Origin of the sequence: Pseudomonas sp. KBS0710 (assembly GCF_005938045.2) — a bacterium.
Lineage (GTDB): Bacteria > Pseudomonadota > Gammaproteobacteria > Pseudomonadales > Pseudomonadaceae > Aquipseudomonas.
In genome coordinates, this window is record NZ_VCCF02000001.1 from 5,382,775 (window position 1) to 5,402,460 (window position 19,686).

16 protein-coding genes are annotated in these 19,686 nt (G+C 61.0%); 7 read left to right on the forward strand and 9 right to left on the reverse strand.

Annotated features, from left to right (window positions below):
• Positions 1-198: 198 nt before the first annotated feature.
• The 7 genes from FFI16_RS24630 to pilM form a co-directional block, all read right to left on the reverse strand.
• Positions 199-1,764, reverse strand: coding sequence for an AAA family ATPase (locus FFI16_RS24630; RefSeq protein ID WP_138817199.1), 1,566 nt, complete (start codon positions 1,762-1,764; stop codon positions 199-201).
• A 10-nt stretch (positions 1,765-1,774) separates the two neighbouring features.
• Entirely contained in the window at positions 1,775-2,875 is a 1,101-nt protein-coding gene (gene aroB / locus FFI16_RS24635) for a 3-dehydroquinate synthase (RefSeq protein WP_138817200.1), read from the reverse strand.
• Positions 2,876-2,998: 123 nt separating this feature from the next.
• Complete coding sequence (gene aroK, locus FFI16_RS24640) at positions 2,999-3,517, reverse strand: shikimate kinase AroK (RefSeq protein ID WP_017138567.1); 519 nt, start codon at positions 3,515-3,517, stop codon at positions 2,999-3,001.
• A gap of 4 nt (positions 3,518-3,521) precedes the next feature.
• Entirely contained in the window at positions 3,522-4,850 is a 1,329-nt protein-coding gene (locus tag FFI16_RS24645; protein WP_138817458.1) for a type IV pilus secretin PilQ, read from the reverse strand.
• Positions 4,851-4,919: 69 nt separating this feature from the next.
• The gene (locus tag FFI16_RS24650; RefSeq protein ID WP_138817201.1) at positions 4,920-5,924 is read right to left on the reverse strand and encodes a pilus assembly protein PilP; all 1,005 of its coding nucleotides are present in this window, start codon (positions 5,922-5,924) and stop codon (positions 4,920-4,922) included.
• Complete coding sequence (locus FFI16_RS24655) at positions 5,921-6,472, reverse strand: PilN domain-containing protein (protein ID WP_138817202.1); 552 nt, start codon at positions 6,470-6,472, stop codon at positions 5,921-5,923. Before FFI16_RS24655 ends, FFI16_RS24650 begins: the two co-directional genes overlap by 4 nt.
• Entirely contained in the window at positions 6,469-7,125 is a 657-nt protein-coding gene (pilM, locus tag FFI16_RS24660) for a type IV pilus biogenesis protein PilM (RefSeq protein ID WP_138817203.1), read from the reverse strand. Before pilM ends, FFI16_RS24655 begins: the two co-directional genes overlap by 4 nt.
• A gap of 219 nt (positions 7,126-7,344) precedes the next feature.
• On the opposite strand from pilM, the gene FFI16_RS24665 reads away from it, so the two are divergent.
• Positions 7,345-9,807, forward strand: coding sequence for a penicillin-binding protein 1A (locus FFI16_RS24665; RefSeq protein ID WP_371923635.1), 2,463 nt, complete (start codon positions 7,345-7,347; stop codon positions 9,805-9,807).
• 211 nt (positions 9,808-10,018) lie between these two features.
• Here the strand turns inward: FFI16_RS24665 and FFI16_RS24670 are convergent, their stop codons facing one another.
• Both FFI16_RS24670 and rpmE read right to left on the reverse strand, forming a co-directional pair.
• Complete coding sequence (locus FFI16_RS24670) at positions 10,019-11,287, reverse strand: malic enzyme-like NAD(P)-binding protein (RefSeq protein ID WP_138817205.1); 1,269 nt, start codon at positions 11,285-11,287, stop codon at positions 10,019-10,021.
• 288 nt (positions 11,288-11,575) lie between these two features.
• Positions 11,576-11,809, reverse strand: coding sequence for a 50S ribosomal protein L31 (rpmE, locus tag FFI16_RS24675; RefSeq protein ID WP_122730465.1), 234 nt, complete (start codon positions 11,807-11,809; stop codon positions 11,576-11,578).
• A gap of 228 nt (positions 11,810-12,037) precedes the next feature.
• Here rpmE and FFI16_RS24680 point away from each other — a divergent pair, with 228 nt between their 5' ends.
• The 6 genes from FFI16_RS24680 to FFI16_RS24710 all read left to right on the forward strand — a co-directional run bounded on the left by FFI16_RS24680 (position 12,038) and on the right by FFI16_RS24710 (position 19,518).
• The gene (locus tag FFI16_RS24680; RefSeq protein WP_138817206.1) at positions 12,038-14,257 is read left to right on the forward strand and encodes a primosomal protein N'; all 2,220 of its coding nucleotides are present in this window, start codon (positions 12,038-12,040) and stop codon (positions 14,255-14,257) included.
• A 186-nt stretch (positions 14,258-14,443) separates the two neighbouring features.
• A complete protein-coding gene (gene argS, locus FFI16_RS24685; RefSeq protein ID WP_138817207.1) occupies positions 14,444-16,180 on the forward strand; it encodes an arginine--tRNA ligase in 1,737 nt (578 codons plus the stop codon).
• 1 nt (position 16,181) lies between these two features.
• Entirely contained in the window at positions 16,182-16,883 is a 702-nt protein-coding gene (locus FFI16_RS24690; RefSeq protein ID WP_138817208.1) for an SPOR domain-containing protein, read from the forward strand.
• Between the two features lie 256 nt (positions 16,884-17,139).
• Complete coding sequence (gene hslV, locus FFI16_RS24700; protein ID WP_010563201.1) at positions 17,140-17,670, forward strand: ATP-dependent protease subunit HslV; 531 nt, start codon at positions 17,140-17,142, stop codon at positions 17,668-17,670.
• A gap of 37 nt (positions 17,671-17,707) precedes the next feature.
• On the forward strand, positions 17,708-19,045 hold the full coding sequence (gene hslU, locus FFI16_RS24705; protein WP_138817210.1) for an ATP-dependent protease ATPase subunit HslU: 1,338 nt from the start codon (positions 17,708-17,710) through the stop codon (positions 19,043-19,045).
• Between the two features lie 95 nt (positions 19,046-19,140).
• Positions 19,141-19,518, forward strand: coding sequence for a gamma-butyrobetaine hydroxylase-like domain-containing protein (locus tag FFI16_RS24710; protein WP_138817211.1), 378 nt, complete (start codon positions 19,141-19,143; stop codon positions 19,516-19,518).
• Positions 19,519-19,686 lie beyond the last annotated feature (168 nt).

A 19,686-nucleotide genomic window follows, 5' to 3' on the forward strand; every position in this document is an offset into this window, starting at 1 on the left:
AAATGTCGCAAATCTATGTCGCATTTATGAAAGGTTTAAAGCGATATGCTGTGCTAGTCAAAACTTTTTTAATTCTGACCGCTACGACTCAAAAGCTACGTGACGCAGACACCACAAAGCGCGCGGCCTTCAGGGCTGCACGCTGTGTTGTTTTCTTTGAGGTGCTGAGAGAGCGGCCTGGGTAAGGCCGCCGGGTCTTCAGCGAGCTGTTGCGAGTTCTTGTTGAACGCTGGCGACAGTGCGAGGCCAAGGTTTACCAGCCTGAACCTTCGCTGGCAAGGTTTTGATCGCAGAATCAGCTGCACTACGGCTTGGGAAACTGCCGTAGGTGATCACGTAGAGAGGCTTGCCGTTGAGCACTTTCTTGAAATAACGGTACTGGCCGCCCTGCTCTTTCACGAACGCCTGGGCGTTGGCTTCGGAGCTGGTACCCAGGATCTGCACCACAAAATTACCCGTTGGCTGGCTGCTGTACCAGCTGCTGCCGGCGGCGGCAGGGGCCGCTTTAGCGACAGTGGCAGGTTTTTCAGCAGGCTTGGCGGCCGGTGCCGGCTTGGCCACTGGCGCAGGCGCGACAGGTTTGGCAACTGGAGCAGGCTTGGCAGTGGCGACGGTCGGCGCTGGCGTCGGCTTGGCAACTGGAGCGGCGGCTGGGCCAGCCGGAACGCCAGCAGGCGGCGCGGTGGTGGTCACGGTCGGTGGCGTGGCGCTGGAGCCTTCGACCGGCACACCGTCGTCACCTTCAGAGATACCACCGGCGGCTTCAGCGAGCGGGCCGCGCATGACCGGCTGGCCGACCATCGGCAGGTTGGTCGGTTGGCCGGAGTTGGCGAATTCGACATTTGGCGTGGGTTTGCCCAGTGGCAACTGCGCCTGTTCGGTTGGCGCGCCGGCGGTGGCGGGTGCCTTGCTGCGACCCGGGATCAACCAGGCAGCGGCGACAGCGACCACGACAACGGCAGAAATCGCCAATACGTGCTTCTTAGGCATAGTAAACCCCATCTTTGGACGCTTAACCGCAGAGCGGCTGGCAATCATGGCTTCGATCAAGGCATCGCGGGCAACCTGGTTGATGGTGCCAGGCCAGCCGTCGGAGCTTTCGTGAATATCAGAGATCTGATTTGCCGTGAAAAGTTCGATACCGGCACCGGCGCCTTCGAGGCGTTGAGCCAGGTATTCGCGGGTTTCTTCCTCTTCGTAGGGCTGCAGTTCGATAACGTGAAACAGCTCCTGCTCGCCGCTGATCTGCTCCAGATCGGCAATCAACGACGACTCACCAAACAGGAATACGTGCGGGCGCCCTTCCGGTGTGCCCGCCGCCAGCGCCAGCAGCGCTTCCAGGGCGGATTCGTCAAGCTGCTCGGCGTCGTCCACCAGCAAGTAGACTTCCTGGCCGGTCAGGCCCAACTGCACAACCTGCTTGAGGATCGCGTTCGGCTCGGCATTGGCAACGTCCAGCGCCTGGGCCACCTGGCGCAGTACGCCGGCTGCATCACCGGCGCCACGGGCCGACACCACCACGCTCTGTACCGATTGCTTGTTGGTACTGGCAACCAGCGCCTGGCGCAGCAGGGTCTTGCCGCTGCCCAACGGGCCGGTCACTACCAGCAACAGTTGGCTGTAGCGCGCCAGGTGGTGCAACTGACCGAGCACCGGCTTGCGCTGGGCAGGGAAGAATTTGAAGCCAGGCACCCGCGGAGCAAATGGGTCGTGGCTTAACTGGTAGTGGCCGAGGAACGCCTCGTCGGCATGCAAACTAGTCATCGGGATCTTATTAACCTTTAAGCTGGGCCAGGGCGCGGTAATCCGCTCCCAGCGTGGCCTGTAAAATCTCTTTCGGATAATCGTCGGTCACTACCGCTTCGCCCATATGGCGCAGCAGTACCAGTCGCAGGCGACCGTCGATCACTTTCTTGTCGATTGCCATATGTTCGAGGAAATCCGCCTCGGTCATCTCTTGCGGCGGAATAACCGGCAAACCGGCGCGCTGGAACAGCTGGATGCCGCGATCACGCTCCTGGGCGCTGATCCAGCCCAGGCGTTGCGACATTTCCAGTGCCATTACCGTGCCAGCCGCTACGGCTTCCCCATGCAACCACACACCATAGCCCATGTGCGTTTCGATCGCATGGCCGAAGGTGTGGCCCAGATTCAGGGTGGCGCGTACGCCGGACTCCCGTTCGTCGGCGTTCACCACCAGCGCCTTGGCGGCGCATGAGCGGGAAATCGCTTCGGTGAGTGCAACCTGGTCCAGGGCACGCAGGGCGTCCATGTGTTCTTCGAGCCAGGTCAGGAACGGCTCGTCACAGATCAGGCCGTACTTGATGACTTCCGCCAGGCCGGCCGACAGCTCACGCGGTGGCAAGGTGTTAAGGGTAGCGGTGTCGATCAGCACAGCTTGCGGCTGATAGAACGCGCCGACCATGTTCTTGCCCAGCGGGTGGTTGATGCCGGTCTTGCCGCCCACCGACGAATCGACCTGGGACAGCAAGGTGGTCGGCACCTGGATAAAGTCCACGCCGCGCTGGTAGCACGCTGCGGCAAAGCCGGCCATGTCGCCGATCACGCCGCCGCCCAGGGCGACCACCGTGGTACGTCGGTCATGCCGTGCAGTCAGCAGGCCATCAAAGATCAGTTGCAGGGTTTCCCAGTTCTTGTGAGCCTCGCCGTCAGGCAGGATCACCGAAATCACCGAGTAGGCCGCAAGGCTGCGGCTCAGACGCTCAAGATACAGCGGCGCGACCGTTTCATTGGAGATGATCGCCACTTGCCGACCGGCAATGTGCGGTGCGAGCAACTCGGGCAGGTCCAACAAACCTTCGCCAATATGGATTGGGTAGCTGCGCTCGCCTAGATCGACCTTAAGTGTCTGCATGTGTCCCCGCGTGAAGAAATATGTACGATCGGCAACGCTCGGATTTTCGTCGCCTGATGGCTCTGCGCCATACCCCGAAGGGTGATGGCACGCCGCCGAGAATAGCGCATTTCGGGCCTGGCTTTAACGGGGTGGCAACTGCTGCAAACGCTCAAGAATGTCGAGAACCACCATTCGAGGCGGCCGCTCATCGGTTTCAACCACCAGATCGGCGATTTCCCGATACAGCGGATCGCGCAGCGTCAGCAGGTCCCGCAAGGTTTTTGCCGGGTCAGCTGTGCGCAGCAATGGGCGGTTGCGGTCGCGCGCGGTACGGCCCACCTGCTGCTCGACCGATGCATGCAGATACACCACGCGCCCCCCGGCATGCAGCGCACGGCGGTTCTCATCGCGCATCACTGCACCGCCGCCGGTGGCCAATACCACGCCATCGCAGCCGCACAGCTCGGCAATCATCGCCTGCTCGCGGTCGCGAAAGCCCAGTTCGCCTTCCTTATCGAAGATCCATGGGATATTGGCACCCGTGCGCAATTCAATTTCCTTGTCGGAATCTTTGAACGGCAGGCGCAGCTCTTTGGCCAGCAAACGGCCGATGGTGCTTTTTCCAGCCCCCATCGGTCCTACAAGAATCAAATTTCGCACAGAATCAACGACTCACAGCAATCGCCTGGTTATTCATAATACGCGGAGTCAGGAATACCAGCAGCTCGGATTTTTTCTCCGCCAGCACATCGCGCCGGAAAAGGCGGCCAAGATACGGCACATCGCCCAAAAATGGCACTTTATCTACCACTTTGCTTTGGGTATTGGAGAAAACCCCGCCAATGACGATGGTCTCGCCATCCTTGACCCGCACCTTGGCGTTGACCTCGTTTTTCTTGATCGGCGGTACATCGTTGAGCTTGTTCAGGTAGTCAGGCTCGTCCTTGGTGACCTTGACCTCCATGATCACCCAGCCATCCGGGGTGATTTGCGGGGTCACCTCCAGCGACAGCGAGGCCTCCTTGAACGACACAGAGGTGGCACCACGCGAGCTGGATTCCTGGTAAGGAATCTCGGTGCCCTTGAGGATGCGCGCGGTTTCCTTGTCGGAAGTGACCACCTTGGGCTGTGAGACGATCTCGCCATTGCCGGTTTTTTCCATGGCTGTCAGTTCCAGGTCCAGCAACAGGTTGTCGGTAATAAAAGCAATGCCCAGGCCCGCCGTACCTGTCAGCGAGCCCATGTCGACAAACGGTGAGCTGGGCGGATTCGCCGGTGGCTCCGCACCCTCGGCCAGCGGCTTGCTGATACCGCCCGCCCCCCAGTTGCCGCGATTGAGCCGCCCGCCCCAGCGCACGCCCAGGCTTTTGTCGTAGTCGACATTGGCTTCGACGATCCGCGCCTCGATCATGACCTGGCGTACCGGCACATCCAGCTGCGCCACGATGCGCCGCAGCTCGTCAATTCGCTCGCGGGTCTGGTAGGCGATGATGTTGTTGGTGCGATCATCCACCGCCACCGAGCCGCGCTCATCGGTAAAGCCGTCAACGCCGGTCACCGACTGAAACAGCTTGGCCAGGTCCGCTGCCTTGGCGTAATTGACCTGCAGTAACTCGCGACGCAAGGGCGCCAGCTCCTCCATTTGCTTGAGCGACTCCAGCGCCAGCAGTTCGCGAGCGGCCAGTTCTTCGGCGGGTGCCACCAGCAAAACACCAGCCTTCACCCGTTTGTCCAAGCCTTTGGTTTGCAGTACCAGATCCAGCGCCTGATCCCAGGGCACGTCCTTGAGACGCAACGTGATCGAGCCTTGCACTTCGTCACTGGCCACCAGATTAAGCCCGGCCACATCCGCTATCTGCTGCAAGACGGCGCGCAAATCGATGTTCTGGAAGTTGAGGGTGAGCTTGTCGCCGCTGTAGGCGCCACTTGCAACCATGCTGCCGGGAGGCGGCAGCTGGATCAGATCGACGCGATTGGGCACAGCAAATGCCATCGGTGCCGTGAACGCTATCCATAGCGCCACACCGAAGGACGAGAAAGTCCTTTTCATTGTTTGATTCCGTTATGAGTTGACGTTTAACACCAGGGTTCGAGAACGCGCGAGCCATGCGCCTTGTTCATCCGGGACGCCTTGTTCATCCGGGAATAGCTCGGCCAGTTCGATGTGGCTGGGAAAAATGGCCGTGACCCGGCCATGGTTAGGCCCCAGGTAGTCGCCGACCGCCAGCCGGTACACACCCGAAGGTGCGCGCAGCAGGGCGAAGGTCTGCGGGCTACCGGGCAATGTATTGATTGAAAGTGTGCCCACCATTTCAAACTGATCGACAGCCAGGCTTTCCAACCTACCCCGCTTGCGTGCCAGGTCCGGCGCAAGCGCGGGCCGGCCAGGCCGGTGATCGATCTGCGCGGTGGGCGGCTGGAACGGATCACGCAGGGCTGCCGCGTCGTAGACAAAACGTGCGCCCTGCTCGGCTACCGGCTCAGGCTGGCCAGACGCGCCCAGGCCACGATAAGTCTTGGCCAGCAAATCAAGGCGCAATAACGCTCCATCAGAGCGAAGCACCACATCCTGCACAGTGACGATCCGCGGCAAACCGCCCAAGGCACTCACGAAGCTCGCCAGGTCGTGGTAGGCGCCAAACACACCGACCTGTACCGGCTCCTCGATGTAGAACGGCTGCGGCTGTTCGCTCAACACCGTGACACCTTCGACCACCAAGCCGTTGGCCGCCGCCAGCCGCGCCATGTCTTCGAGTAAACCCGGCATGTCCGACTCGCTCGGCAACTGCCGTAAAAGCCCGGCAACCTGCGCCTGCATCCGCCGGGCCTGATGGGCACGCGCCTCAAGATCGGCGGCCACACCGGCCCTTTGCGTAAGTTTCTCCTGCAAAGCCAGCGTCTGCACTTGCAGCGCGTTCAGCCGCTCACGTGCCGGGGCCAGCAGCCATCCATCGCCCACCACCCACACCAGCCCCGCCAGCGCGCAGCCGAGCAGAACCTTGCCCGGCAAGGGCCATTTAGCAGCGTTGTGAGAGAGCGTGGAAAAGTCGAGCCTGGGCAGGCTCAAGGCTGGGCCTCGGTGGATTCCCCTTGGCGCACCATCAATTGGAATTCGCTGCCGCCACCTTGGCCCTGCGCACGTACATGCTGCAATCGAGTGGCATGCGCGCCTTCAGAAGCCTCCAGGCGGCGCATCAGTTGGGCGATATCCTGGCTGGATTCGGCACTGCCACTGACACTCACCGTATTGCCCTTGGCAACCACCTCATGCAGGTGCACGCCATCAGGCACGGCACGGGCGAGTTGGTCCAATAGCTGTGCGCTGGCCGAGCGGGATTCGTGCAGGTCCTGCACGACCTTCATACGCGCGGCCAACTGCTGGCTCTGCTCCTGCAAGTCATCAATGGTCTTGAGCCGCGAGTCCTGAATGGCGACGTCTTTGTTCAGGTGGCTATTGCGCGTCACTTGCCGGTCGATCGCCTGATCGATGACCTGATCCGCCAGCCACACCGCTGCGAGTGCGACTGCGGCGAACGCCAGCAGAAACACCAGGAAGTACTTACACCGCCGCTCTGCCTGCGCTTGGCGCCAAGGCAAAAGATTGATTCGTGTCATCCAGCGAAACTCCTCAGGGCCAGCCCACAAGCAATTCCCATCCCGTGAGCATCCACGGCCCATTGTGCGCCATCGACTCGATGGCCCGGCATGAAGCTGGCGAAATCCTGACGGCAAGCGCGCTCCAATGCAAACCCTTCGACGTCCACCACCCGCGCGACCAGCCCGGCCAGGGCCAAAACCGCTGCGCGGGCCTCGACCTGTTCCTTCAGGCATGCAGCCAGCACCACTTCGACCCGCGCCGAGTCTTGAGGCGAAGGGCCGCGCACCTGAAAATCGATGGCGACGTCATCCAGTGGGTAAGGAATGTACTGGTCGGCTTCCATCTGAATCATCCAGGCCATCTCTTCATCGCTGAGCCCCGCCTCCAGGTCGATCACCCGCGTGATGACCGATGGGCCCGACACCGCCACCGCTGCTTGTCGAGCAGACGTGTGCAACCGAGACAATGCCTGTTGCAGCGCCTGCCCCACCCGTTCAAGGTCCAACAGCGTGCCATCGACGACCGCGTTGGCGGGCAGCCCCTGCGTGACGTATGCCTTGACGCTGTAGGCGCCGGCGCTGTGGTCCAATTCAATCAGCTTGATACCGGTGTCATTGATGTCGACGCCCAGCAGGGTGTCGGCTTTGCGCCTGAAAAATCCCTTTCTCATAAAACTCCCTAAAACTTTGCCTGTCATACCGCCTGATTGCCGCTGGGAATCGTGCATTCGGTCGACTTGTTTGGCCGCCACGAATGACGCCCCAGGCCGAAAATGCTTTAATGCCCAGCGTTTTTTCCCGCTTTTTCCTGCTGCTCGGGTCGATCCATCGTTTGCCATGCATGCCCCGACGCGTAACTCATTCTTTTCTCTGGAAATCCAAAAGCCTTGATTCGTCTGCTGAAGTTTTTCGGGTACTCCATTGTCGCGATCGTCTGCGGGCTGCTGCTCGTACTCAGCGGGGCCTACCTCTACCTTAGTCCGGGTTTGCCCTCAGTAGAGGCACTCAGAAGTATCCAGTTGCAGATTCCTTTGCGGGTCTACAGCAGCGATGAAAAACTGATCGCGGAGTTCGGCGAAATGCGCCGCACACCGATCCGTTTCGCCGACATTCCACCCAATTTCATCAACGCCCTGCTCTCGGCTGAAGACGATAATTTCGCCAACCACTACGGCGTCGACCCGAGCAGCCTGGTGCGCGCAGCCACCCAGTTGGTAAAAAGCGGGCACATTCAATCCGGTGGCAGCACCATCACCATGCAGGTGGCGAAGAACTTCTTCCTCACCAGCGAACGCAGCTTTTCGCGCAAGGCCACCGAGATTCTGTTGGCGTTGCAGATCGAACGTCAGCTGACCAAGGACGAAATCCTTGAGCTGTACGTGAACAAGATCTACCTGGGCAACCGCGCCTACGGGATCGAGGCCGCTTCGCAGGTGTACTACGGCAAGTCGATTCGTGACGCCAGCCTGGCGCAAATGGCAATGATCGCCGGCCTGCCCAAGGCGCCGTCGCGTTTCAATCCGCTGGCCAACCCGGCGCGCAGCAAGGAGCGTCGCGACTGGATCCTGGGGCGCATGTACAAGTTGGGCAAAATCGACCAGGCCGCCTATGAAAGCGCTGTCGCCGAGCCGCTGAACGCCAGCTACCACGTGCCGACGCCGGAAGTGAATGCCCCGTATATCGCTGAAATGGCGCGTGCCGAGATGGTCGGGCGTTATGGCAGCGAGGCCTACACCGAAGGCTTCCGCGTAACCACCACCATTCCGAGCAACCTGCAGGAAATTGCCAACAACTCGGTACGCGACGGCTTGGTGACCTACGACCAGCGCCATGGCTACCGTGGCCCCGAATCGCGCCTGCCAGGCAAAACCCTGAGCGCCTGGACCACCGAGCTGGGTAAACAGCGCCCGATCAGCGGCCTGGAACCCGCCATCGTCACCCAGGTGAAGAAGGATGGCGTGCAAGTGCTCACCCGCAGCGGCGAAGGCCATGTGTCGTGGGACAGCATGAAATGGGCACGCCCGTTCCTGAACACCAACAGCATGGGCCCGATGCCCAAGCAGCCGTCGGACGTGGCACAGGTGGGTGACTTGATCCGCGTGCAACGTCAGAAAGACGACAGCCTGAAATTCAGCCAGGTGCCTGTGGCCCAGGGCGCTCTGGTGTCCCTGGACCCGCAGAACGGTGCGATCCGCGCCTTGGTCGGCGGCTTCGCCTTCGAGCAGAGCAACTACAACCGCGCCACCCAGGCCAAGCGCCAGCCGGGCTCGAGCTTCAAGCCGTTCGTCTACAGCGCTGCACTGGACAACGGCTACACCGCCGCCAGCCTGGTCAACGACGCGCCAATCGTGTTTGTCGATGAGTACCTGGACAAGGTTTGGCGCCCGAAGAACGACACCAACACCTTCCTCGGCCCGATCCGCATCCGCGAGGCGCTGTACAAGTCGCGTAACCTGGTATCGATCCGCCTGCTGCAGGCGATGGGCGTGGGCAAGACCATCGACTACATGACGCGCTTCGGTTTCGCCAAGTCGGATCTGCCACCCAACCTGTCACTGGCGCTGGGCACCGCGACCCTCACGCCGATGGAAATCGCCACCGGCTGGAGCACTTTTGCCAACGGCGGTTACAAGATCACGCCGTACTTGATCGACAAGATCGAGAGCCGCAATGGCGACACACTGTTCACCGCCAACCCGCCACGCGTGCCGGGTGACGTGGTCAACGGTGTGGCTGCACCCGATGGCATCGCAGCGCCGACCAACGGCGGCATCACTATTGAGCCGACGCCAGGCGCAGCACCGGCCACCAATGCTGCCGTGCCCACCGAGCCACAGGCGCCAGCAGTGGCCGAACGTGTGGTGGATGGCCGTACTACCTACATCCTCAACAGCATCCTGGAAGACGTGATCAAGAAAGGCACCGGGCGTCGCGCACTGGCCTTGGGCCGCGCAGATATCGCCGGCAAGACCGGTACCACCAACGAATCCAAGGACGCCTGGTTCTCCGGCTACAACGCCGACTACGTGACTACCGTATGGACCGGCTACGACCAACCGGAAAGCCTGGGCCGTCGCGAGTTTGGCGGCACCGTCGCACTGCCGATCTGGATGAGCTACATGGGCGCAGCCTTGAAAGACAAGCCGCTGCACACCCAGGCTGAGCCGGAAGGCATCCTCAGCCTGCGGATCGACCCGGTCAGCGGCCGTGCGGCATCACCTAGCACGCCGAATGCGTACTTCGAGCTGTTCAAGAGCGAAGACACGCCGCCGTCGGTCAACGAGCTGGGCAACGGCGTTGTACCGGGCAGCCCACTGCCGGCAGATGAGGCGGCGCCGATCGATTTGTTCTGATGAAATCAATGGCATGACCCAGCTCCACTGTGGGAGCTGGCTTGCCTGCGATGGCGGTGTATCAGCCACTGACTTATCCCCTGATACACCGCCATCGCGGGCAAGCCCGGCTCCCACAGGGTTTACCTGGCGCCTGAAGGCCGCATCAGCCAGCTACAAAAAAGCCCCGACTCGCAAGAGCCGGGGCTTTTTGTTGGTGCGCTACAACGGCTTAGCCGTTGAACACATCATCCACGCTTTGCAGCGGGTAGTGCTTCGGATACGGCAGGGTAGCCACACCGGTCTCGATCGCGGCTTTGGCCACGGCATCGGAGATCAGGGTGATCAGGCGCTTATCCATTGGTTTCGGAATGATGTACTCACGACCGAATGCCAGCGGGGCACCACCGTAGGCATCGCACACGTCCTGAGGTACCGGCAGCTTGGCCAGTTCGCGCAGGGCGTTGGCGGCAGCCACTTTCATCTCTTCGTTGATGCGCTTGGCGCGAACGTCCAGGGCACCACGGAAGATGAACGGGAAGCCCAACACGTTGTTGACCTGGTTCGGGTAGTCCGAGCGGCCGGTGGCCATGATCACGTCACTGCGAGTGGCGTGGGCCAGCTCAGGCGAGATCTCTGGGTCCGGGTTGGAGCAGGCGAACACGATCGGGTTGGCCGCCATGGACTTGAGGCCTTCGGCGCTCAGCAGGTTCGGGCCGGACAGGCCGACGAACACGTCGGCACCGTCGAGGGCGTCAGCCAGGGTGCGCTTGTCGGTAGCGTGGGCAAACATCGCCTTGTACTGGTTCAGGTCGGTACGCTCGGACTGCACAACGCCCTTGCTGTCGACCATGAAGATGTTTTCAAGCCGGGCGCCCATGCTCACCAGCAACTTCATGCAGGAGATGGCTGCAGCGCCAGCGCCCAGGCAGACGATCTGTGCGTCAGCCAGGGTTTTGCCGGCGATTTCCAGGGCGTTGATCATGCCGGCCGCAGTAACGATTGCGGTGCCGTGCTGGTCATCGTGGAATACCGGGATGTCGCACTGTTCGATCAGGGCCTTTTCGATCTCGAAGCACTCAGGTGCCTTGATGTCTTCCAGGTTGATGCCACCGAAGGTGATGGAAATGCGCTTTACGGTGTCGATGAAAGCTTGCGGGCTTTCGGAGTCGACTTCGATGTCGAAAACGTCAATGCCGGCAAAGCGCTTGAACAGCACGCCTTTACCTTCCATGACTGGCTTGGAAGCCAACGGGCCGAGGTTGCCCAGGCCGAGAATCGCGGTGCCATCGGAAATCACTGCAACCAGGTTGCCTTTGCCGGTGTACTTGTACGCCAGTTCAGGGTCGCGGGCGATTTCACGTACGGGCTCGGCAACGCCAGGGCTGTAGGCCAGCGACAGGTCGCGAGCGGTGGCAGTGGCTTTGGTGAGCTCTACACTCAGCTTTCCTGGACGAGGATGAGCATGATATTCGAGAGCGGCAGTTTTCAAATCAGACATATCGGCATTCCGCTTTTACTGTTGGTCGACGGACCGCCGAGGATACGCGTGTGAGAAAGTCCCCACAAGACTGACCAGTCACTCCCGTCAAGGGCCGCGCACTACGACTTTCGGCCAAGAGCCACGGGATACAAGGGCTTAACTGTTCACAATCGAGATAAAAAATGTCTACAATTTTTTATTAAAAATTGCTTTGAGTGCAGCGCGGTGAAATCGCAGGTACAAAAAAGGCGCCCACAAGGGGCGCCTTTTTCAACAGCTGGCAAAAGCCTGAAAGGCTTTTGAGCCTTACTCTGCTGGAGTAGCAGCAGGCTTCTTGCCGAAAGCACCAAAGCGATCTGCGAAGCGCTGTACACGGCCGCCGGTGTCCAGAGTTTTCTGCTTACCGGTGTAGAACGGGTGGCACTCGTTGCATACGTCAGTACCCAGTGGCTTGCACAGGTTCGAACGGGTCTGGAACTTGTTGCCGCAGCTGCAAGTTACGTCGATGACTTCGTACGCTGGATGGATATCGGCTTTCATGGTGACTTCCTCGGGCTAGCGTGCCGCCACTCGACACTATTGTCGAATACCGCACGTAATTAGGCCGCGGATTCTACCAGACCTTTTTAAACGCGCAAGCGGCGCCTCCCGTGGTTTACCCACATAAAAGCCCCTTTCATCAGAAAAACCTCGGCATACCCAAGGCTGCCCCTGTCTGCTAGGCTCCCGCCCCTGCGCCACCGCCTGCCTTTATATGAGACCCCCCGCGTGCCCGACGCCATTTTGCGCCTTGCCCTGCCCTCGCCCCTGCGCCGCCTGTTCGACTACCGGGCCCCGGCCGGTGTGTTGCGGGCGCAGTTGCAGCCGGGCATGCGTGTGCGCGTGCCGTTTGGCCGTCGCGAGATGATCGGCATCCTGATCGAGGTGGCCGACCACAGCGAAGTCCCAGCCGAAAAGCTAAAACCAGCCCTGGCCATCCTCGACGCCACGCCGCCACTGCCGCCCCCGCTGTTCAAGCTGTGCCTGTGGACCGCCCAGTATTACCAGCACAGCCTCGGCGATACCTTGAGCTGGGCGCTGCCGGTGCTGCTGCGCCAGGGCGAGCTGGCCGAGGCCCGTCAGGAACGTTTTTGGTCAACGGTACCCGGCGCGCGCCTGGATGACCCGCGCATCGCCCGCGCCCCGCGCCAGCGTGAAGCCTTGGCCACACTCGCCCAGCACCCGCACGGTGTGGCCCACCAGCTCTTAAGCAAATTGATGCTGAGCAAGGACAGCCTCGATCTGCTGCTGGCCAAGGGCTTGGTGCAGGTAGAAATCCGCAAACACACGCCAGACCCGCGCCACGACCATTGGCTGGCCCAGCCAGAATTACCGCTGAACCCTGAGCAACGCGCCGCCTATGAAGCCATTCGCGCAGGTTTCGACAGTTTCCACGCCTTCCTGCTGGCCGGTGTCACCGGCAGCGGCAAGACCGAAGTTTATTTGCAGCTCATCCGCGAAACCCTGCAGGCCGGCAAACAGGCGCTGGTGCTGATCCCGGAGATCAACCTGGGCCCGCAAACCCTGGCGCGTTTCGAGCAGCGCTTTAACGCGCGCATTGCGCTGGTGCATTCGGCGGTCAATGACCGCGAGCGCCTGGAATCGTGGCTGGCAGCTCGGGACGGCGATGCCGACATTATCATCGGCACTCGCTCGGCACTGTTCACGCCGATGAAAAACCCCGGGCTGATCATCATCGACGAAGAGCACGACGGCTCTTATAAACAGCAGGAAGGCCTGCGCTACCACGCCCGCGACTTGGCCCTGGTGCGCGCGCGCCAGGAAGACATCCCGATTGTGCTGGGTTCGGCCACGCCTTCGCTGGAAAGTTTGCACAACGCCTACACCGGCCGTTATGGACTGCTGCGCCTCAACGAGCGCGCAGGCGGCGCCAAGCAACCGCGCTTCCTGCGCCTGGATGTAAAAAGTCGCCCGCTGGACAGCGGCATTTCCGGGCCGATGCAGCAAGCCATCGGCCAGACCCTCGCTGCCGGCCAGCAAGTGCTGGTGTTTCTTAACCGCCGAGGCTTTGCGCCGACACTGCTATGCCATGACTGCGGCTGGATGTCCGAGTGCAACCGCTGTGATGCGCGCATGACCGTACACCAGCGCCACGGCGAGCTGCGCTGCCACCACTGCGGCCATGTGGAGCGCGTGCCGCGCCATTGCCCACAATGCGGCAAAGTGGATTTGCGCCCCGTGGGTGCGGGCACCGAGCGCGCCGAAGAGCGCCTCGGCATTCTGTTCCCGGATTACCCGGTGCTGCGCGTCGACCGCGACAGCACCTCACGCAAAGATGCGATGAACCAGCTGTTCGCGACCATCCAGAAAGGCCAGCCGTGCATCTTGATCGGCACGCAGATGCTCGCCAAAGGGCACCACTTCCCACGGGTAACGTTGGTGTCGATCCTGGATGCCGACGGTGGTTTGTTCTCCGGCGACTTCCGCGCCAGCGAACGCATGGCGCAGTTGATCGTGCAGGTGGCAGGCCGTGCCGGGCGGGCCGAAGAACCGGGTAAAGTGATTATCCAGACGCACTTGGCCGACCATCCGCTATTGATTCAACTGACAGAACAAGGCTACTTCGCTTTCGCCGAACAGGCCCTGAGCGAACGCCGCTCCGCCGGCCTGCCGCCGTTTGCACACTTGGCGCTGTTGCGCGCCGAAGCGCACAAGCCAGGGCAGGCCGAAAGTTTTCTCGACGAGGCCTGCAGCGCCGCCGAACGTTTGCTCGGCGAGTTGGGTCTGACCGGCATCGAATTGCTCGGCCCGGTGCCCGCACCGATGGAGCGCCGCGCCGGACGGTATCGCGCTCAGCTACTCTTGCAGGCAACGTCGCGTGCACCGCTGCATCGGCTATTAAGTAGCTGGATGCTTGCTCTGGAGCAAATGCCCAGCGGCCGCCAAGTGCGATGGTCGTTGGATGTGGATCCAGTGGACCTGTATTGATACCAAGCCAACCCACACATGTAGAAGTATTCACCCATTAAAATGTGGGAGCGGGCTTGCCCGCGATGAGGCCCGCAGGTCTACCAACCTGTCTGAACGGTTGGCAAGCCCGCCCTCGCCACGGATAATGCCCAGTTTTTCCACCTGCGCATCGCGCGCCGCCGCTTGCGGTCGAAAGAGAACACCATGAAAGACACCATTCGCCAGTTGATCCAACAAGCCCTCACCCAACTCGTCAACGAAGGTGTGTTGCCTGAAGGCCTGTCGCCGGCGATCCAGGTGGAAAACACCCGCGACAAGACCCACGGTGACTTCGCCAGCAACATCGCGATGATGCTGTCCAAGCCTGCCGGCATGAAACCGCGCGACCTGGCGGAGAAAATCATCGCTGCGTTGCCGGCCGACGAGAGTGTGACCAAGGCCGAAATCGCCGGCCCGGGCTTTATCAACTTCTTCCAGAACACCCAGGCCCTGGCTTCGCGCCTGGACGCAGCCCTGGCCGACGCCAACATTGGCGTGCGCAAGGCTGGCCCCGTGGAGCGTGTGGCAATTGACCTGTCGGCGCCCAACCTGGCCAAAGAGATGCACGTGGGCCACTTGCGTTCGACCATCATTGGCGATGGCGTGGCGCGGGTGCTGGAGTTTCTCGGCGACACCGTGATCCGCCAGAACCACGTGGGCGACTGGGGCACTCAGTTCGGCATGCTGATGGCGTATCTGCAGGAAAACCCGATCACCAGCAACGAGCTGGCCGATCTGGAAAACTTCTACCGCGCCGCCAAAAAGCGCTTCGACGAATCCGAAGAGTTTGCCGACCGCGCCCGTGGCCTGGTGGTCAAGTTGCAAGCCGGCGACTCGGAATGCCTGGCTCTGTGGTCGCGTTTCCGGGATATCTCGCTGTCGCACTGCCAGGAAATCTACGAGCTGCTCAACGTGAAGCTGACCATGGCCGACGTGATGGGCGAAAGCGCCTACAACGACGACCTGATCAACGTGGTCAACGACCTCAAGGCCGCAGGCCTGCTGGTTGAGAGCAACGGCGCGCAGTGTGTATTCCTCGAAGAATTCAAGACCGCCGACGGCGAGCCGCTGCCGGTGATCATCGTCAAGGCCGATGGCGGCTACCTCTATGCCACCACCGACCTGGCAGCCGTACGCTACCGCAGCGGCGTGCTCAAAGCCGACCGCGCGCTGTACTTTGTCGACCAGCGCCAGGCCCTGCACTTCCAGCAGGTGTTCGAAGTGGCGCGCCGCGCAGGCTTCGTCACCCACCCGATGCACATGGAGCACATGGGTTTTGGCACCATGAACGGCGCCGATGGCCGCCCGTTCAAGACCCGCGACGGCGGCACCGTGAAGCTGATCGACCTGCTCAACGAAGCCCAGGAACGTGCCTACAGCCTGGTGAAGGAAAAGAACCCGGAGCTGGCCGAGGCCGACCTGCGCAACATCGCCCGCGTAGTGGGCATTGGCGCAGTGAAGTACGCCGACCTGTCCAAGCACCGCACCAGCGACTACAGCTTCAACTTCGAACTGATGCTCAACTTCGAAGGCAATACCGCGCCGTACCTGCTGTACGCCTACACCCGTGTGGCCGGTGTATTCCGCAAGCTGGGCAAGGACTTCAGCGAGGTTGAAGGCCAGATCGTGCTGGATGCCCCGCACGAGCAGGAACTGGCGGCCAAACTGGCGCAGTTCGGCGAAGTGCTGAACAGCGTCGGCGAAAAAGGCACGCCGCATATCCTCTGCACGTATTTGTACGAAGTTGCCGGCCTGTTCTCCAGTTTCTACGAGAACTGCCCGATCCTCACGGCAGACGACGAAGCCCAAAAGCAAAGTCGCCTGCGCCTCGCCGCACTGGCTGGACGGACCCTCAAGCAAGGCCTGGAACTGTTAGGCCTGGAAACCCTGGAGCGTATGTAAGTTGGCTGCCAAGAAAAAACCTGCACCCAAGCGCGGCGCCAGCCGCTATCAGGCACCGGCGAAGAAACCAATCCCGGGCTGGCTGTGGATGGCTATCGGCCTGGCGGTCGGCGCGTTTGTGGTGATCCTGATGAAGCTGGAGCCTGGCAAGGGCGATGACGTCAAACGGGTCAAGCAAGAACAGCAGAAGGCCACGAAAATCGCCGAGGCCAATAAAACAGCGCCAAGCCCGACCGCACCCGTGAAGCCGAAATACGACTTCTACACGCTGCTGCCGGAATCGGAAGTGATCGTGCCGCCTGATGCCGTGCCGGAGAAAACCCTGCCGACGCCGCAAGTGCCAACCACACCGGTGACGCCAGCGGAAGCGGCGAAAATCGACACTGCACGTGCCCAGGCTGCGCTGGCCGGGATTACGCCGCCACCAGCGCCACCGGTAGCGGCCACCAAGGCGGCGCCGGTGACCAAGTTCTTCCTGCAAGCGGGCTCGTTCCCGAAACAGGCGGATGCGGATCGTGTGCGTGCGCAGATCATTCTGTTGGGCCAGTCGGTGACGGTAGAGTCTGGCACGGTCAAAGACGCGACCTGGTATCGCGTATTGGTCGGGCCGTTCAGCAACCGTGAACAGCTGACAGTGGCGCAGAAGCAACTGGCGGGTGCAGGCTTTAGCAATTTGTTGTTACAACAACGCCAGAGTCGCTAACTTAAAACCAAAACCTAACCAATGTGGGAGCGGGCTTGCTCGCGAATGCGGTAGATCAGTCACTATTTCCGGCGACTGGCACACTGCATTCGCGAGCAAGCCCGCTCCCACATTTGATTTTCAGCGCTCTCGGGGCCGCGTTCGACACATAACCACCACTCGTCCGCACACACGTCCTACGGTTGAAATCCCCCCCGCCACCCCCATATGAGAATCCATCAGGGCATTTTCGCCCCGCTGCGTGGAGACTCTCCCCTTGACCACCATCGTTTCAGTACGTCGCCACGGCAAAGTTGTCATGGGCGGCGACGGCCAGGTTTCACTGGGCAACACCGTGATGAAAGGCAACGCCAAGAAAGTGCGTCGCCTGTACCACGGCCAGGTGCTCGCCGGTTTCGCTGGCGCCACTGCCGACGCCTTCACCCTCTTCGAACGCTTCGAAGGCCAGTTGGAAAAACACCAGGGCCACCTCGTTCGCGCCGCTGTCGAACTCGCCAAAGAATGGCGCACCGACCGTTCCCTCAGCCGCCTGGAAGCCATGTTGGCTGTCGCCAACAAAGACGCATCCTTGATCATCACCGGTAACGGCGATGTGGTTGAACCCGAGCACGGCCTGATCGCCATGGGTTCCGGCGGCGGCTACGCCCAGGCGGCAGCCAGCGCCCTGTTGAAGAAAACCGACCTGTCGGCCCGCGAAATCGTTGAGACTGCCTTGGGTATCGCCGGCGATATCTGCGTGTTCACCAACCACAACTTCACCATTGAGGAGCAGGACCTCGCCGAGTAAGCCGTAGGCTTATTCCCGCTTGAGGCCGCCAAACACTATGTCCATGACTCCCCGCGAAATCGTCCATGAACTTAATCGCCATATCATCGGCCAGGACGATGCCAAGCGCGCCGTTGCCATTGCGCTGCGTAACCGCTGGCGCCGGATGCAACTGCCCGAAGAACTGCGCGTTGAAGTAACGCCCAAGAACATCCTGATGATCGGGCCGACAGGCGTGGGTAAAACCGAAATCGCCCGGCGCCTGGCCAAGTTGGCCAACGCCCCGTTCATCAAGGTCGAAGCCACCAAGTTCACAGAAGTAGGCTACGTAGGCCGTGACGTTGAGTCGATCATCCGTGACCTGGCCGACGCCGCGTTGAAGATGCTCCGCGAACAGGAAGTGACCAAGGTCAGCCACCGCGCTGAAGACGCCGCCGAAGAACGCATTCTGGATGCCCTGCTGCCACCGGCACGCATGGGTTTCAACGAAGACGCCGCGCCAAGCTCGGATTCCAACACCCGTCAGCTGTTCCGCAAGCGCCTGCGTGAAGGCCAGCTGGATGACAAGGAAATCGAGATCGAAGTGGCCGAAGTGTCCGGCGTCGATATCTCCGCACCGCCTGGCATGGAAGAAATGACCAGCCAGTTGCAGAACCTGTTCGCCAACATGGGCAAAGGCAAGAAGAAAAGCCGCAAGCTCAAGGTGAAGGACGCGCTGAAGCTGGTGCGCGACGAAGAAGCCGGGCGCCTGGTGAATGAGGAAGAACTCAAGGCCAAGGCCCTGGAAGCGGTCGAGCAGCACGGTATTGTGTTTATCGACGAAATCGACAAGGTGGCCAAGCGCGGCAACTCCGGCGGCGTCGATGTGTCCCGCGAGGGCGTACAGCGCGACTTGCTGCCGCTGATCGAAGGCTGCACCGTGAACACCAAGCTGGGCATGGTCAAGACTGACCACATCCTGTTTATCGCCTCCGGCGCGTTCCACCTGAGCAAGCCAAGCGACCTGGTGCCTGAGCTGCAAGGCCGTCTGCCGATTCGCGTGGAACTCAAGGCGCTGACCCCCGGCGACTTCGAACGCATCCTCAGCGAGCCGCATGCTTCGCTCACCGAGCAATACCGCGAACTGCTGAAAACCGAAGGTTTGGGCATCGAGTTCCAGCCGGACGGCATCAAGCGTCTGGCGGAGATTGCCTGGCAGGTCAACGAGAAGACCGAGAACATCGGTGCCCGTCGACTGCACACCCTGCTTGAGCGCTTGCTGGAGGAAGTGTCCTTCAGTGCGGGCGACATGGCCGGCTTGCAGAATGGCGAAGCGATCAAGATTGATGCTGAGTACGTGAATAGCCACTTGGGCGAATTGGCGCAGAACGAAGATCTGTCTCGTTATATCCTGTAAAGCTTAAGCTGGGCCGCTTTGCTTTAATGTGGGAGCAAGCCCGCTCCCACAGTTTTAAGCCGGTTCCTTCAGGACTATCTCTGGGCGGTTCTCCAATGTCGAAATTCCCCACCGCTGTAAACCTGCACAAAACCTCCAACACCCTCGGCCTCACCTACGGGCCGGACGAGGTCTACCAACTCCCCGCTGAGCTGCTACGCACCCACTCGCCTTCCGCCGAGGTCCAGGGCCACGGCAAACCCATCCTGCAATTCGGCAAGCTCAACGTGCGGCTGATCAAAATTGAACCGGCCGGCCAGTACGCACTGAAATTGACCTTCGACGACGGCCATGACAGCGGACTGTTCACCTGGGACTACCTCTACCAGTTGGCTGTGCGCCAGGAAGACTTATGGGCCGAGTATCTCGCTGAACTCAAAGCCGCCGGCAAAACCCGCGACCCGAGCGAGTCGGTCGTGCGGCTGATGCTCTAACTCGGGTGTCTTGCTCTTTAGAGGGCATTTTCTAATTTCATCTGCTTGAATGCCCTGTCGCGTGGTCAACGATTGGCCCGCTTGCGAAAAAAATTAAACTCGGGTAACCAATGGAACTGGCAAGTTCCCTGCATTTGACGATGCGGTATCAACGGTCACCCGAGTCGC

Bases quoted from the DNA above. Each gene is read 5' to 3' on its own strand.
- FFI16_RS24630 (WP_138817199.1), bottom strand. From the start codon at position 1,764: ATGACTAGTTTGCATGCCGACGAGGCGTTCCTCGGCCACTACCAGTTA.
- aroB (WP_138817200.1), bottom strand. From the start codon at position 2,875: ATGCAGACACTTAAGGTCGATCTAGGCGAGCGCAGCTACCCAATCCAT.
- FFI16_RS24645 (WP_138817458.1), bottom strand. From the start codon at position 4,850: ATGGCATTTGCTGTGCCCAATCGCGTCGATCTGATCCAGCTGCCGCCT.
- FFI16_RS24655 (WP_138817202.1), bottom strand. From the start codon at position 6,472: ATGACACGAATCAATCTTTTGCCTTGGCGCCAAGCGCAGGCAGAGCGG.
- pilM (WP_138817203.1), bottom strand. From the start codon at position 7,125: ATGAGAAAGGGATTTTTCAGGCGCAAAGCCGACACCCTGCTGGGCGTC.
- FFI16_RS24670 (WP_138817205.1), bottom strand. From the start codon at position 11,287: ATGTCTGATTTGAAAACTGCCGCTCTCGAATATCATGCTCATCCTCGT.
- rpmE (WP_122730465.1), bottom strand. From the start codon at position 11,809: ATGAAAGCCGATATCCATCCAGCGTACGAAGTCATCGACGTAACTTGC.
- argS (WP_138817207.1), top strand. From the start codon at position 14,444: ATGAAAGACACCATTCGCCAGTTGATCCAACAAGCCCTCACCCAACTC.
- hslU (WP_138817210.1), top strand. From the start codon at position 17,708: ATGTCCATGACTCCCCGCGAAATCGTCCATGAACTTAATCGCCATATC.
- FFI16_RS24710 (WP_138817211.1), top strand. From the start codon at position 19,141: ATGTCGAAATTCCCCACCGCTGTAAACCTGCACAAAACCTCCAACACC.